The sequence below is a fragment of the Paenarthrobacter sp. DKR-5 genome, assembly GCF_018531425.1.
GTDB lineage: Bacteria > Actinomycetota > Actinomycetes > Actinomycetales > Micrococcaceae > DKR-5.
Genome location: NZ_JAHBOI010000004.1, coordinates 359,721 through 374,200, shown reverse-complemented (window position 1 = coordinate 374,200; position 14,480 = coordinate 359,721). Strand labels below are relative to the sequence as shown.

Below are 14,480 nucleotides of genomic sequence, written 5' to 3'. Positions count from 1 at the left end.
GCATCAAAGGTGGCGAGTGACTGCCGGAGACAATTCTACCTGAGATAGAAGAAGGTTTTCCCCGCGCCGGGATCAGCCCGAGGCCAGGTCCCGGCCGTTGCCGTTGCGCGCCCACGGATGCAGGGTCAACAGCACGGAGAGGCCGAACGCGGCCGCGTCCGCCAGCAGCACCCAGCCCCAGGGGAAGAACGCGAAGGCCACGACGCCGAAGGCCGTGACGGCTGCCCACAGGTACATGATCAGCACCGACTGCTGGTGGGTGTAGCCCAGGTCGATCAGCTTGTGATGCAGGTGGCCCTTGTCCGGGTGGAACGGCGAGCGTCCCCGCGCCGTGCGGCGCACCACCGCGAGCAGCAGGTCCACCAGCGGCAGCATCATCACGGCGATGGGCAGGATGATGGGCATCAGCGCGGGCAGGCCGTAGGCCCGGCGGATCCCTTCGCCCACCGGCTGGCCGACGGCGGCGATCGCCGCGGAGGCCATCAGCAGGCCGATCAGCATGGAGCCCGCGTCCCCCATGAAGATCTTGGCGGGAAAGAAGTTGTGCGGCAGGAAGCCGAGGCAGGCACCGATCAGCGCGGCCATGATCAGCGTGGCAAGGTTCGAGTAGTCCTCCGCGCTGGCCGTGCGGGTGACCCAGTAGGTGAAGATGAAGAACGCGGCGCCGCCGATCACGGCGACGCCGGCAGCGAGGCCGTCCAGGCCGTCGACGAAGTTGATCGCGTTCATGGTCAGCACGATCAGGAAGGTGGTCATCGCCACCTGCAGGAGCGGGTCGCTGACCGGAATGTGGCCGAGCGGGATCTGGTACAGGCTCACTCCCCATTGGGCCACGATCAGGGCGCCAACCACCTGGCCTCCGAGCTTGAGCCACCAGGGCAGGTCCCAGATGTCGTCGGCGACGCCGAGCAGCATGACGACGGCGGCCCCGCCGAGGATTCCCCAGACGGCGCCGTTGTCGCGGAAGATGCCGTGCAGGAAGCTCATCCGGGAGGCGATCACCAGGGTCACGGCCACTCCGGCGAACATCGCCAGACCGCCCAGCCGGGGCGTCGGTTCGGAGTGCACGTCCCGGTCCCGGATCGGTGTCGACACCTTCAGGCGCCGCGCGGTCCGCAGCGCGAGCGGCGTGCAGACGAACGACACCGCCGCCGCGATCAGCAGGACCAGCAGGTACGCCCTCATGAACCGGAGGGCTCCCCGGCGGGCGCTTCCTCCGCGGCTTCTTCCACGGGAGCATCCCCGGTGGCCGCGTCGGCGGGAGTTTCCGCGGACGGAACCTCGCCGGCTCCGAGGATGCCGGGCACCACCTCGCGCAGCTGCTCCAGCGACACGGCGCCCTGCCGCACGACCCGCAGCGGCTCGGAGGTCGCATCCACGATCGTGGAGGGCACGGCGTCGTCGGAGCCGACGGGGCGGAAGCCGTCCTCGAGGTAGACCTCCACCGCCTCCCCCAGCTGGCCGCGGGCCTCTGTCGCCGTCCGCGCCGACGGCTGGCCGGTCCGGTTCGCGGATGAGACAGCCAGCGGGCCGGTGATGGTCAGCAGGTCCAGCGCCGTCCGGTCATCGGGGATGCGCAGCGCTACGGTGCCCTTGGTCTCGCCCAGGTCCCAGGTGAGCGAGGGCTGCGCAGCGAAAATCAAGGTCAGGCCGCCGGGCCAGAAGCGTTCCGCGAGCCGGCGCGCGTCCGGGTGGATGTCGGCGGCCAGTCCGTCCAGGGTCTGCAGCCGCGGAATCAGCACCGGCGGGGGCATGCTCCGGCCGCGTCCCTTGGCCGCGAGCAGCGTCGCCACCGCCCGCGCGGAAAAGGCGTCCGCGGCGATGCCGTAGACCGTGTCGGTGGGCATGACGACGCACTGCTGCGCAGCAATGGCCTTCTGTGCCTGGGCAAGCCCTTCGGCCCGCTGATCCTCGTCAGTGCAGTTGAAACTGGTGGTCACTGGCCCATTCTTTCATCACTTGCTGCGGACGGCGCTCGTGGCGCGGTCCTTTGCGTTCAGGTCCTGGTGGGTGCGCACCTGCTCCCAGTGCCCGTCCCGGGCGAGCCGGGCGAGGATTTCGGGAGCCTGCACCTCGGCGTGCTCCATCACGAAGAAGCCGCCCGGGCGCAGCAGGCGCGCGGCGCTGGCGGCTGCCGCGAGCGGCAGCTGGAGCCCGTCCTCTCCCCCGCCGTACAGTGCTTCCTGCGGGTCATGGCCCGCCACCTCGGGCTCCCGCGGCACGGCGGCCGCCGGGATGTACGGCGGGTTGCTGACGACGACGTCGACGGTGCCGTCCAGCTCGCCGAAGGCGTCCCGCAGATCCCCCAGAACGAGGTCCACCCCCAGCGGACGGAGGTTCAGCTCTGCCCAGGCGAACGCCAGCGGGCTTTTTTCCACCGCGTGCACCCGGGCCTGCGGCACTTCCTGCGCGACCGAGCCGGCGATCGCTCCCGAGCCCGTGCCAAGGTCCACGACCACGGGCGCAGCGAGGCCGGAGCTTCCGATCCAGTCGAGCGCGAGCTGCACCACGGATTCGGTCTCCGGACGCGGGATGAAGACGCCCGGGCCCACGTGCAGCTCGAGGTGCCGGAAGTACGCCTTGCCCGTGATGTGCTGCAGCGGAATGCGGCGGGCGCGCTCAGCGACCAGGTCCTCATAGCCTGCCGGCGCCTTTGCTCCGGTGAGCATGCGGGCGCGCACGGAGCCGACCGAGGTGCCCAGCAAGTGGGCGGCCAGCAGCTCTGCGTCAACGCGCGGCGACGGCACGCCGGCGTCGGCCAGGCGTCCGGCCGCAGCGCGGACTGCTTCCTGAAGGGTCTGCTCCACTGCCTTGTTCCGGTTCCGGTGCGGCTACTCGCCGATGGCGTCCAGGCGGGCCTGTTCGTCCATCTCGATCGCGGACTGCACCACGGGTTCGAGATCGCCGTTCATCACCTGGTCAAGGTTGTAGGCCTTGTACCCGGTGCGGTGGTCGGCGATGCGGTTCTCCGGGAAGTTGTAGGTCCGGATCCGCTCGGAGCGGTCCATGGTGCGGATCTGGGACTTGCGGGCCTCCGAGTTCGCCGCGTCGATCTGCTCCTGCTGGTGGGCCAGCAGCCGCGCCCGCAGCACGCGCATCGCCGCTTCGCGGTTCTGCAGCTGCGACTTTTCGTTCTGCATCGCCACCACGATGCCCGTGGGCAGGTGGGTGATGCGCACGGCGGAGTCGGTGGTGTTCACGGACTGGCCGCCCGGGCCCGAAGACCGGTAGACATCGATCTTGAGGTCGTTCTGGCTGATCTCGACCTCTTCGGGCTCGTCCACCTCGGGAAGCACGAGGACGCCGGCAGCCGAGGTGTGGATGCGGCCCTGGGATTCGGTCACCGGCACGCGCTGGACACGGTGCACGCCGCCTTCGAACTTCAGCCGGGCGTACACGCCCTCGGCCGGGTCGTTGGAGTTGCCCTTGACGGCAAGCTGGACGTCCTTGTAGCCGCCCAGATCCGACTCGTTCGCCGAGATGATCTCCGTCTTCCAGCCGCGGCTCTCCGCGTAGCGGGTGTACATGCGCAGCAGGTCGCCGGCGAACAAGGCCGATTCGTCGCCGCCTTCGCCCGCCTTCACTTCGAGGATCACGTTGCGGGAGTCGTCCGGGTCGCGCGGGATGAGCAGCCGGCGCAGCTTCTCCTGCGCCTTCTCGAGGTCGGCCTGCAGCGTCGGCACCTCGGCGGCAAAATCTGGATCCTCCGCGGCCATTTCCTTCGCCGCAGCCAGGTCGTCCTCAAGCGTGTGCCACTTGCGGTGCGCCTCGACGATTCCGCTCAGTTCCGCATACCGCCGTCCCAGTTTCCGGGCCAGCGACTGGTCCGCATGCACCGCAGGATCACTCAACCGGAGCTGCAAATCAGCATGCTCATCCAACAGACCCTGTACGGACTCAAACATCAAAAACCTCTTTCGACTCTTTGCAAGAGTCTAGTTACGACCAAGGGGACTTAAAAACAGACCGCTCAAAATATGCCGGCCAGGGAGTGGCATCGGGCCTGCCGAAGCCGGGTGGCTCACGATCGCAGATCGTGAACCACCCGGCGCAGGGGCGGGGCCGGCATATTTTGAGCGGGAAGGCAGAGCTACTTGTCGTCGTCGCCCTTGGCGCCAAGCGTCGTCTTCTGCACCTGCATCAGGAACTCGACGTTGGACTGCGTCTCGCGGATCTTGGAGGTGAGCAGTTCCAGCGACTGCTGCGTCTCGAGCCCGGAAAGGACCCGGCGCAGCTTCCACATGATCTTGACTTCCTCAGGCGAGAGCAGGTTCTCCTCGCGCCGGGTGCCGGACGCGTTGACGTCCACGGCCGGGAAGATGCGCTTGTCGGCCAGCTGGCGGGACAGGCGCAGTTCCATGTTGCCGGTGCCCTTGAACTCCTCGAAGATGACCTCGTCCATCTTGGATCCGGTCTCCACGAGAGCGGTCGCCAGGATGGTCAGCGAGCCGCCGTTCTCGATGTTGCGGGCGGCACCGAAGAAGCGCTTCGGCGGGTAGAGCGCTGCCGAGTCGACACCACCGGAGAGGATGCGGCCCGACGCGGGAGCGGCCAGGTTGTAGGCACGGCCCAGACGGGTCATCGAGTCGAGCAGCACCACGACGTCCATGCCCATTTCGACCAGGCGCTTGGCCCGCTCGATGGAGAGCTCGGCGACCGTGGTGTGGTCATCGGCCGGGCGGTCGAAGGTGGAGGCAATAACCTCGCCCTTGACCGTGCGCTGCATGTCCGTGACTTCCTCGGGACGCTCGTCCACCAGGACCATCATGAGGTGGACCTCAGGGTTATTGGTGGTGATCGCGTTCGCGATGGACTGCAGGATCAGCGTCTTGCCGGCCTTCGGCGGGGACACGATCAGGCCGCGCTGGCCCTTGCCGATCGGGGCCACGAGGTCGATGACGCGGGGACCGATCTTCTTGGGCTCGGTCTCAAGGCGCAGGCGCTCGGAGGGGTAGAGCGGGATCAGCTTCGCGAAGTCGACCCGGTCCTTCATCTCCTCCGGTGTCTTGCCGTTGATGCTGGTGACGCGGACGAGCGCGTTGAACTTCTGGCGGTTGCCTTGGTTCTGCTGCTCGCCTTCACGCGGCGCGCGGATGGCGCCGACGACGGCGTCGCCCTTGCGCAGGTTGTACTTCTTCACCTGGGCGAGGGAGACGTAGACGTCGTTCTGGCCGGGCAGGTAGCCGGAGGTGCGGATGAACGCGTAGTTCTCCAGCACGTCCAGGATGCCTGCCACGGGCAGCAGCACGTCGTCGTCGGTCACCTCGACGTCGTCGACCTCGGGGCCCTGGCTGCGGCCGCGACGGCGGTCGTTGCGGTCCCGGAAGCGGTCGTTGTCCCGGCCGCCGCGCTCGTTGCGGTTGCGGTTGCGCCGGTTCCGGCCGCGGCCGCCGTCCTCGCTGTCGTCGCGGTTGTCGCTGCGCACGTCCTCACGGCCGCCGCGCTGGTTGCGGTTCTCGCGCTGGTTTTCGTTGCGCTGGTTCTGCTCGCCGCGCTCCCCGCGCTGGCCGCGGCCCTCGTTGTCACGGCCCCGGCCGTTCTGCGAGGACTCCTCGGTCCGCTCGGCACGGTCCTGGCGCTGCTCGGAGCCGCGCTGTTCGGAACGCTGCTGCTCGGCGCGCTGTTCGGCGGGCTGGCCCTGCACGGTCTCGGCCTCGGCCTGCTCGCCGCCGCGGCGGTTGCGCACGCGGGGCTGGCGGCGGCCGCCCTGCTCCAGTTCGGCTGCCTCGCCGTGGCCGGCCTCGAGGGCCGGCTGCACAGCAGCGGCGGCAGGAGCGGTTTCGGCGGGCGTTTCGGTCCCGGCCGGGGCGCTGATGACGCCGTCACTCGCGGCGCGGCGGCTGCGGCCGCGGGTGCGGCGCGGAGCCTCGGCACCTTCTGCGGCAGCCGGAGCCTCGGCAGCGGCGGGAGCCTGCGCCTCGGCGGCCGGAGCCTGCTCAGTGCGAACAGCCGCGCGCGGCTGGCGGTCAGCGACGGAGGAACCGCGCTGGTGGTCGGAAATGGCGGCCACGAGGTCGCCCTTGCGCATCCGGGAACCGCCCGTGATGCCAAGCTGCCCCGCAAGAGCCTGCAGCTGGGCCAGCTTCAGGCCGGCGAGTCCGCTGCTCTTGCTGCCTTCAGCAGCCGAAGTTGCGTGGTCCACACCTGTTGCCAGGTCAGTGGTTTCTGTCACGAAGGATCCTTCCCCCTCGACGGCGGTTCAGAGACGAACCGCGGTGATTTGATCCGGCCGTACCTCAGAAATACGGCAGGGGTGTCTGGCTTAGCCTTGGTCTTCTTCCAGGCGGAGCCGTAAAAAAGTGCACCTTGCAAGGGAATGGCTGGCCGCCGCGGGCTCAGAGCCTTAGGCACGGAACGCGTCCGTGAGTCTGTCAGACAGGCCTTCGAAGGTGGCTCCGGGGATCCTTAGCTGAAAGGGTCCGTCTCGGTGGCCATTGAGGCGCTACCGCCGGTGCATCTCCACTTTAGCACCCTCTGTGTCAACTGCGAGACGTAGAACACGCCAGTTCGCGCTGTTTTCGCTCAAGGCCGCAAAGCGCTCGATGGACTGCTGCACGTCGTCGGCGTCCTCCGGGCCGTCCGCAAGGACCAGTACGGTCGGCCCCGCGCCCGATATGACCGCCGCGTGGCCGTGCTCCCGCAGGGCGTTCATCAGCTCGGCGCTGGCGCCCATCGCTTCGGCCCGGTAGCTCTGGTGCAGGAAGTCCTCGGTGCCTTCCACCAGCAGCGACGGGTCGGCGGTCAGGGCGTGCACCAGCAGGGCCGCGCGGCCCGAGTTGGCCGCCGCGCTCTGGTGCGACACGGAGGAGGGAAGCATGGCCCGGGCCGTCTCGGTGGACAATTCCACCTGCGGGATCGCCACGACCGGCACGATTGAGGCCGCCGGGACGATCCGCGCGCTGCGGTAGCTGTCCCCCGCCTGCCAGGACACGGACAGCGCACCTGTCAGGGCAGGCGCGATGTTGTCGGGATGGCCTTCGAGCTCCGAGGCGAGCTGCAGCACGCCGTCGTCGTCGAGCCGGGCCTCCGGCGGCAGCAGCGCGTTGCCGGCGAGCACGCCGGAGACGATCGCTGACGCCGAGGACCCGAGGCCGCGGCCGTGCGGAATGACGTTCTCGGCGCTGACCTTCAGCCCGCGCCGGCAGTAGCCCGCCCGGTCGAGGGCGGCGTCGACGCAGCGCACCACCAGATGGCTGGCATCGCGGGGCAGCTCCTCCACGCCTTCGCCGCGCAGGTCGAAGACCAGCTCATCGCTGTCGAGGGTTTCGACGGTGACCGTGTCGTGGAGCGTCAGGGCCAGGCCCATGGTGTCGAAGCCGGGCCCGAGGTTGGCGCTGGTCGCCGGGACCCTGACCGTGACGGACTGCCCGGGCAGCACCGCATCTGCCACCGTCAGGCCTCATCCTCGCCGGCGTGCACGCCGGTGTCGAGGCCGAGCGCCGCGGCGACGGTCACGACGTCGAAGGCCACCTTCTGCGGCACGACCTCGGAGCCGTCGGCGTTGCGCAGGGCCCACTGCGGGTCCTTCAGGCCGTGGCCGGTGACCGTGATGACGATCGTCTTGCCGGTCGGCACCTCGCCGGCCGCGTGCTTCTTGATCAGGCCGGCGACGCCGGCGGCGGACCCGGGCTCCACGAAGACGCCCTCCTTGGCGGAGAGCCAGCGGTGCGCAGCGAGGATCTGCTCGTCCGTCACGGCCTCGATGAGGCCGCCGGAGTCATCCCGCGCGGCGACCGCGGTGTCCCAGGACGCGGGATTGCCGATCCGGATGGCGGTGGCGATGGTGTCCGGCTCGGTGATCGGGTGCCCGGCGACGAACGGGGCCGCACCGGCAGCCTGGAAGCCCCACATGGCGGGCGTCCTGGTCGCCACGGCCGGGAGGGTGCCCGCGGTGGCCGACTCGTACGGCGCCGCGTACTCCTGGTAGCCCTTCCAGTAGGCGCTGATGTTGCCGGCGTTGCCGACGGGCAGCACGTGGATGTCCGGGGCGTCGCCGAGCGCATCGACCACTTCGAACGCACCGGTCTTCTGGCCCTGGATGCGCGCCGGGTTGACGGAGTTGACCAGGAAGACCGGGTAGGAGTCCGCCAGTTTCCGGGCGACCTCCAGGCAGTTGTCGAAGTTGCCGTCCACCTGCAGCAAGGTTGCGCCGTGCGCGATGGCCTGGCTGAGCTTGCCCATCGAGATCTTGCCCTCGGGGACCAGCACCGCGCAGGTCAGCCCGGCGGCCGTCGCATAGGCGGCCGCCGACGCCGAGGTGTTGCCGGTGGAGGCGCAGACGACGGCCTTCGCCCCGGCTTCGACGGCGGCGGTCATCGCCATGGTCATGCCGCGGTCCTTGAAGGAACCCGTGGGGTTCATGCCCTCGACCTTCAGGTACACGGTGGAGCCGGTGAGCTCCGAGAGGGCCCGGGCCGGAACCAGCGGGGTGCCGCCCTCGCCGAGGGTGATCACCCGCGTCGTCTCGGTCACGGGCAGTCGGTCGGCGTATTCGCGGATCACTCCGCGCCACTGGTGTGCCACTTAGATTCCTTCCACTCGCAGCACGGAGGTTACAGAATTGATGACGTCGAGCTCCCGCACGGCGTCCACGGTCGCGGCGAGGGCCGAGTCCGAGGCGCGGTGGGTGACGAAGCGGAGTTCGGCGGAGGCGAGCGTCTGTCCGTCGCTGCCTTCCTGGTGCAGCGTCTGCCGCATGGTTTCAATCGAGACGCCGTGGTCCGCGAAGATCTGGGACACCTTGGCGAGCACGCCGGGCTGGTCCGCGACGTCGAGGCCGATGTAGTAGCTGGTGGTCACCGCGTCCATGCCCAGTGCGGGCACTTCCGCGTGCGGCGTGGCGGGCCGCGCCGGGCCGCCGAGCACGATCCGGCGCGCGGCGGAGACCGCGTCGCCCAGGACGGCGGAAGCCGTCGGAGTGCCGCCGGCGCCCTGGCCGTAGAACATCAGTTCGCCGGCAGCTTCCGCCTCCACGAAGACGGCGTTGAACGCGCCGTGCACCGCGGCCAGCGGGTGCTGGCGCGGCAGCAGGGTCGGGTGCACGCGCACGGTGACCCCCGGAACGCCGCCGGCGGACTCCACCAGCTCGCAGATCGCGAGCAGCTTGATCACGTACCCGGCGTCCTTTGCCGCGGCGATGTCGGCAGCGGTGACGCCGGTGATCCCTTCGCGGTGCACGTGCTCCAGCGGGAACTGGGTGTGGAAGGCCAGCGTGGCCAGGATCGCAGCCTTGGCCGCGGCATCGAAGCCCTCGACGTCCGCCGTCGGGTCCGCCTCGGCATAGCCCAGCCGCTGGGCCTCGGCCAGGGCGTCGGCGAAGGAAGCGCCGGTGGTGTCCATCTGGTCGAGGATGTAGTTCGTGGTCCCGTTGACGATGCCCAGGACGCGGGTGATCTTGTCCCCCGCGAGGCTGTCCCGGATCGGGCGCAGGATCGGGATCGCGCCGGCGACGGCGGCCTCGTAGCCGAGTTCGACGCCGGCGGCGTCGGCCGCACGATAGAGTTCCAGTCCATGCTCGGCCAGCAGCGCCTTGTTGCCGGTCACCACGCTCGCGCCGTGGGAGAACGCCTCCAGGATCAGGCCCCGGGCCGGCTCGAGGCCGCCCATCAGCTCGATCACGATGTCCGCGCCCTTGAGCAGCGCCGGAGCGTCGGTGGTGAACAGCTCAGCAGGCAGTTCCACGTCGCGCTCGGCCGAGAGGTTGCGCACCGCAATGCCGGTCAGTTCGAGCCTGGCTCCGGCCCGGGCCGCCAGCCGGTCCGCGTCCTCGAGCAGGATGCGGGCCACTTGGGAACCTACGTTTCCGCAGCCGAGAAGGGCCACCTTCAGTGTCTGTGGTGGTGTCGTCATCGAGGCTTTCAAGCTCCCATATCGCGTGCCAGCAGGTCGTCTTCCGTTTCCCCGCGCACAATCAGCCGGGCGGTGCCGTCCGTGACGGCAACAACGGGAGGCCGCGGCACATAGTTGTAGTTGCTGGCCAGCGCCCAGCAGTAGGCACCGGTACCCGGGACCGCAAGAAGGTCCCCGGCGGTGACATCCTCGGGCAGATATACATCTCTAACAACAATGTCGCCGCTCTCGCAATGTTTGCCCACCACGCGAGACAGTGCCGGCGGCGCGGCGCTGGTCCGGGAAGCGAGCACGGCGGAGTAGTCGGCGTCGTAAAGCACGGGCCGGGCATTGTCGCTCATTCCGCCGTCGACGGCGACGTAGCGCCGGGGCGCTGTGCCGCCCGACGGCAGGTCCACCTGGACGTTCTTGATCGTCCCCGCCTCGTAGAGGGTGAAGGTGGTGCTGCCCACGATCGCCCGGCCCGGCTCGATCGAGATCCGCGGCACGGAGATGCCCAGCCGGTCACAGGTGGAGGCAACAACCCGGGCCAGCGCCGCGGCCAGTTCCGAGGGCTGGCGCGGAGTGTCCCCGGGGACGTAGGCGATGCCGTAACCGCCGCCGAGGTCCAGTTCGGGCAGTTCGGCGCCGTGCACCGAGCGCATCATGGCCACGAAGGTGAGCAGACGCTCGGCGGCGAGGGCGAAGCCTTCCGGCTCGAAGATCTGCGAGCCGATGTGGCAGTGCAGGCCCAGCAGGTCAATCGACGGGTGCGCGAGGGCGGCGGCGACAGCCTGCGCCGCCGGCGACTTTCCCTGCGACGGCTCATCGAGGTCCGCGGTGTCGGCCATGGAGAGACCGAATTTCTGGTCCTCGTGGGCCGTGGCGATGAAGTCGTGGGTGTGCGCGTGCACGCCGGGAGTCAGCCGGAGCATCACCTTGGCGCGTTCGGAGCGCTCGGCGGCGATCCGGGCCAGGCGCTCAAGCTCGGGCAGGCTGTCCACGATGATCCGGCCCACGCCCATGTCCAGCGCGCGGTGCAGCTCCGCGTCCGACTTGTTGTTGCCGTGCAGCCCCAGGTTCTCCCCTGGCACGCCGGCGCGCGCGGCGACGGCGAGTTCCCCGCCGCTGGCGGTATCCAGCCGCAGGCCCTCCTCGGTCACCCACCGGGCAACCTCGGTGCAGAGGAAGGACTTCCCGGCGTAGTAGACGTCCGCTCCCCCGCACAGCGGCGCGAACGCCGCCTCGTAGGCCTGCTTGAAGTCGCGCGCACGGCGGCGGAAGTCCGTCTCGGACATCACGTACAACGGGCTGCCGAACCGGCGTTTGAGCTCACTGACCGTGACGCCGCCGACGGCGAGTTCGCCCCCGGAGGTGCGGGCGGCGTCGTGCGCCCAGAGCACCGGGACGAGCTCGTTCAGGTCCTCAGGCACCTCCAGCCAGCCGGGTGCCAGCGGCGAGGCGGCTGCGGCGCCGGGAAGGGCGCTCACATCCGCTCCGGGGCGCTCACTCCGAGCAGCTCCAGGCCGTTGGCCAGCACTTGGCTCGCAGCCTCGTTCAGCCACAGGCGCGTGCGGTTGACGTCGGTCACCGGTTCCTCGCCGAAGGGCGCGATCCGGCAGGCGTCGTACCAGCGGTGGTAGGCGCCGGCGATCACCTCGAGGTGGCGCGCCACGCGGTGCGGCTCGCGGAATTTGGCTGCCTGCGCCACCACGGACGGGTAGGCGCCCAGGTGCGCCAGCAGTTCCGACTCGGTGGGGTGGCTCAGCGCCGCGGCATCGAACGCGGAGCGGTCCACGCCGGCAGCAACCGCGTTGCGGCCCACGGCTTTGGTCCGGGCATGGGCGTACTGGACGTAGAATACCGGGTTCTCGTTGGTGTTCTTGCGCAGCAGTTCCGGATCGAGGGTGAGCGGAGAATCCGCGGGGTAGCGCGCCAGCGAGTACCGCACGGCGTCCTTGCCCAGCCAGTCGATCAGGTCCTTGAGCTCGATGATGTTGCCGGCGCGCTTGGAGAGCTTGGCGCCGTTGACCGAGACGAGCTGGCCGATCAGGACCTCGATGTTCTTCTCCGGATCATCGCCCGCGGCAGCCGAAATGGCCTTCAGCCGGTTGATGTAGCCGTGGTGGTCGGCTCCGAGCAGGTAGATCTTCTCCGGGTACCCGCGGTCCTTCTTGGACAGGTAGTAGGCGGCGTCGGCAGCGAAGTAGGTGGGCTCGCCGTTGGCCCGGATGAGTACCCGGTCCTTGTCGTCGCCGAAGTCGGTGGTGCGCAGCCAGACGGCGCCGCCCTCGTCGAAGACGTGGCCCTGCTCACGCAGCCGCGCCACAGCAGCTTCGATGTGGCCTTCGTCGTGCAGGTCCTGCTCGGAGAAGTACACGTCGAAATGCACGTCGAAGTCACTGAGGGTGCGGCGGATGTCCTCCAGCTGCGCCTCGTAGGCGGCCTTGCGGATCACCGGCAGGGCGGCCTCGTCGGTCAGCTCGCGGATGCCGGGGTGCGCCTTGAGCACCTCGCCGCCGAGGTCATGGATGTACGCGCCGGGGTAGCCGCCCTCGGGCACGTCCCTGCCGTGCAGGCGGGCCAGCACCGAGTGCGCGAAGGTGTCCATCTGCGAGCCGGCGTCGTTGATGTAGTACTCGGCGGTGACCTCGGCCCCGGAGGCACGCAGCACCCGGGCGATGGCGTCGCCGAGCGCGGCCCAGCGCGTGTGGCCGATGTGCAGCGGCCCGGTGGGGTTGGCGGAGACGAACTCCATGTTGATCACATGCCCGGCGAGGGCGTCATTGGAGCCGTATGCTTCACCGGCCTCGACGATGACGCGCGCCAGGGTCCCGGCGGCACCGGCCTCAAGGGTGATGTTCAGGAAGCCGGGGCCGGCGATGGCGACGGAGGCAACGCCGTCGATCTCCTCCAGCCGCCCGCTGAGGATACCGGCGACGTCGCGCGGCGAAAGCCCTGCCGGCTTGGCCAGCTGCAGCGCGACGTTGGTGGCCCAGTCCCCGTGCTCCCGGTTCTTCGGCCGCTCCACCCGGACCTCCGCGGGCGCGGCAACGGCGAGTTCGCCGGAGTCGATGGCGTCGGAAAGGCAGGCAGTTATAGCGGCGGAAAGTTCTTCAGGAGTCACCCATCCAGCATAGTGGGGCGCGCAGACAGCGCCCCAATCGTGACCGCGGGTCAGCTGATGACGCCTGGATGGTCCTCCACCATCTGCGGCCGGCAGGCGAACCAGGCACCGGCAAAAAGGACCGCCAGGGTCGCGAACAGGAATCCGAAGGAAGGGCCCCACCCGCCGGTGGCCTCGTGGATCAGGCCGAAGAGCAGCGGGCCAAGGCACGCCAGCGCGTAGCCGAGGCCCTGGCTGAAGCCGCTCAGCGCACCCGTGACCGCGTGGGTCCGCGAGCGCAGGTTCACCAGCACCAGCGAGAGCGGGAAAGTCCCCGGCCCGAGCCCTGCCAGGGTCACCCACAGCAGGGTGGCCGACGCCGGCGCGAGCCAGAGGCCGAGGTAGCCGGCGGCGAAACAGCAGACGAAGACCGCCACCAGGGGCAGCGGGTTGCGCAACCGGGCGGCGAACAGCGGCACCAGCAGGCCCAGCGGAAGGCCGAGCACCGAGAACCACCCCAGCTGGGTGCCGGCGTCGGCCCTGCCGAGCCCGGCCTCCGTGAGCATGGCCGGCATCCAGGCGAACATGGCGTACGTGTTCAGCGAGGTGCAGCCCATCATCAGCGTCAGGCCAATGGCCAGCGGCGAGCGCCACAGATTGATGCGCACCGGCGGCTCCGCGGCCGGCGCCGCTTCGCGGCCCGGCTGCGCGGCCCCCGCCGGCTTCCTGCCGCGGGAGGCATAGGCGGCGAGCCAGGGCAGCGCGGCCGCCACGCTGAAGGCCGCCCACACCGCCGTCGAGACCTGCCAGCCGGCGGCGTCGGCCACCGGCACGGCGAACACCGGCGGGACCGCGGTGCCCAGGCTGACAGTGGCCACGTACAGTGCTGTGACCAGGCCCACCCGGTCGGGGAAGTACTGGCGGACGAGCGGCGGAAGCACCACGTTCCCGGCCCCCAGCCCCGCCAGCGCCACGACCGAGAACACCAGGAAGAGGGTCGTGTCGGACACCAGGGCGCGCCCCAGCTGGCCCGCGACTGCCAGGCCCATGGCGAGCACGGCGAGGCGTTCCAGACTGGCCCAGCGGGTCACGAAGGGGGTGAGGAAGCCGAAAACGGCAAAGCAGGCGGTGGGCAGCATGCCCAGCAGTCCGGTGGCCGCGGCATCGAGCGGCACCTGGGCGCCGATGGCGCTGAGCAGGGGCGGGACGGACGTGACCGCCATCCGGAGCGTGAAAGCCACCAGCAAAACCCCCACCAGCACCAGCAGCCTGCCCCTGAATCCCCTTTTCATCACGGGATTCGACGTTACACGCGCACCCGTTGCAGCCGCGGGCTCCGGTGTTCCGACACGCGGCGCCGGCGCAGTGACACGCGGCCGCGGCGCCGGGCGGGCGGTTTTCGCGCCGGCCCGCCACACCTGATAAGCTCTTGAAGTTCCCAACGGCGGCCGTACCGGCTGCCAGCTGCCCTCGTAGCTCAGGGGATAGAGCGTCTGCCTCCGGAGCAGAAGGCCGTAGGTTCGAATCCTATCGAGGGCACCAGCAC

Annotated in this window: 11 protein-coding genes and 1 tRNA gene; 1 reads left to right on the top strand and 11 read right to left on the bottom strand. The window is 69.8% G+C overall.

What is annotated here, in order from left to right; all coding sequences use genetic code 11:
• Positions 1-72: 72 nt before the first annotated feature.
• From KIH31_RS10915 to KIH31_RS10865, 11 genes are all read right to left on the bottom strand, one after another.
• Positions 73-1,185, bottom strand: coding sequence for an MraY family glycosyltransferase (locus KIH31_RS10915; RefSeq protein ID WP_214427134.1), 1,113 nt, complete (start codon positions 1,183-1,185; stop codon positions 73-75).
• Positions 1,182-1,940: an L-threonylcarbamoyladenylate synthase gene (locus tag KIH31_RS10910; RefSeq protein ID WP_214427133.1), complete on the bottom strand. Its 759-nt coding sequence runs from the start codon at positions 1,938-1,940 to the stop codon at positions 1,182-1,184. Before KIH31_RS10910 ends, KIH31_RS10915 begins: the two co-directional genes overlap by 4 nt.
• A gap of 15 nt (positions 1,941-1,955) precedes the next feature.
• Complete coding sequence (prmC, locus tag KIH31_RS10905) at positions 1,956-2,807, bottom strand: peptide chain release factor N(5)-glutamine methyltransferase (RefSeq protein ID WP_214427132.1); 852 nt, start codon at positions 2,805-2,807, stop codon at positions 1,956-1,958.
• 24 nt (positions 2,808-2,831) lie between these two features.
• Positions 2,832-3,905, bottom strand: a complete 1,074-nt coding sequence (prfA, locus tag KIH31_RS10900; RefSeq protein ID WP_214427131.1) for a peptide chain release factor 1 — start codon at positions 3,903-3,905, stop codon at positions 2,832-2,834.
• Positions 3,906-4,090: 185 nt separating this feature from the next.
• Positions 4,091-6,172, bottom strand: a complete 2,082-nt coding sequence (gene rho / locus KIH31_RS10895; protein WP_214427130.1) for a transcription termination factor Rho — start codon at positions 6,170-6,172, stop codon at positions 4,091-4,093.
• Between the two features lie 270 nt (positions 6,173-6,442).
• Positions 6,443-7,390: a homoserine kinase gene (thrB, locus tag KIH31_RS10890; RefSeq protein WP_374224869.1), complete on the bottom strand. Its 948-nt coding sequence runs from the start codon at positions 7,388-7,390 to the stop codon at positions 6,443-6,445.
• A gap of 2 nt (positions 7,391-7,392) precedes the next feature.
• On the bottom strand, positions 7,393-8,523 hold the full coding sequence (thrC, locus tag KIH31_RS10885) for a threonine synthase (protein ID WP_214427129.1): 1,131 nt from the start codon (positions 8,521-8,523) through the stop codon (positions 7,393-7,395).
• Entirely contained in the window at positions 8,524-9,849 is a 1,326-nt protein-coding gene (locus tag KIH31_RS10880; protein WP_214427128.1) for a homoserine dehydrogenase, read from the bottom strand.
• 8 nt (positions 9,850-9,857) lie between these two features.
• Positions 9,858-11,318 carry a diaminopimelate decarboxylase gene (gene lysA, locus KIH31_RS10875; RefSeq protein WP_214427127.1) on the bottom strand — a complete coding sequence of 487 codons (1,461 nt, stop codon included), beginning with the start codon at positions 11,316-11,318 and terminating at the stop codon, positions 9,858-9,860.
• Complete coding sequence (gene argS / locus KIH31_RS10870) at positions 11,315-12,955, bottom strand: arginine--tRNA ligase (RefSeq protein ID WP_214427126.1); 1,641 nt, start codon at positions 12,953-12,955, stop codon at positions 11,315-11,317. Before argS ends, lysA begins: the two co-directional genes overlap by 4 nt.
• 50 nt (positions 12,956-13,005) lie before the next feature.
• Positions 13,006-14,226, bottom strand: a complete 1,221-nt coding sequence (locus KIH31_RS10865; protein ID WP_214427125.1) for an MFS transporter — start codon at positions 14,224-14,226, stop codon at positions 13,006-13,008.
• Between the two features lie 174 nt (positions 14,227-14,400).
• Between KIH31_RS10865 and KIH31_RS10860 the strand changes: the two genes are divergently transcribed.
• Positions 14,401-14,476 (top strand) — tRNA-Arg (locus KIH31_RS10860).
• Positions 14,477-14,480 lie beyond the last annotated feature (4 nt).

What these genes read in the sequence shown, in the direction of transcription:
- KIH31_RS10880 (WP_214427128.1), bottom strand. Translation starts at nt 9,849, where the DNA reads ATGACGACACCACCACAGACACTGAAGGTGGCCCTTCTCGGCTGCGGA.
- KIH31_RS10865 (WP_214427125.1), bottom strand. Translation starts at nt 14,226, where the DNA reads ATGAAAAGGGGATTCAGGGGCAGGCTGCTGGTGCTGGTGGGGGTTTTG.
- KIH31_RS10915 (WP_214427134.1), bottom strand. Translation starts at nt 1,185, where the DNA reads ATGAGGGCGTACCTGCTGGTCCTGCTGATCGCGGCGGCGGTGTCGTTC.
- prfA (WP_214427131.1), bottom strand. Translation starts at nt 3,905, where the DNA reads ATGTTTGAGTCCGTACAGGGTCTGTTGGATGAGCATGCTGATTTGCAG.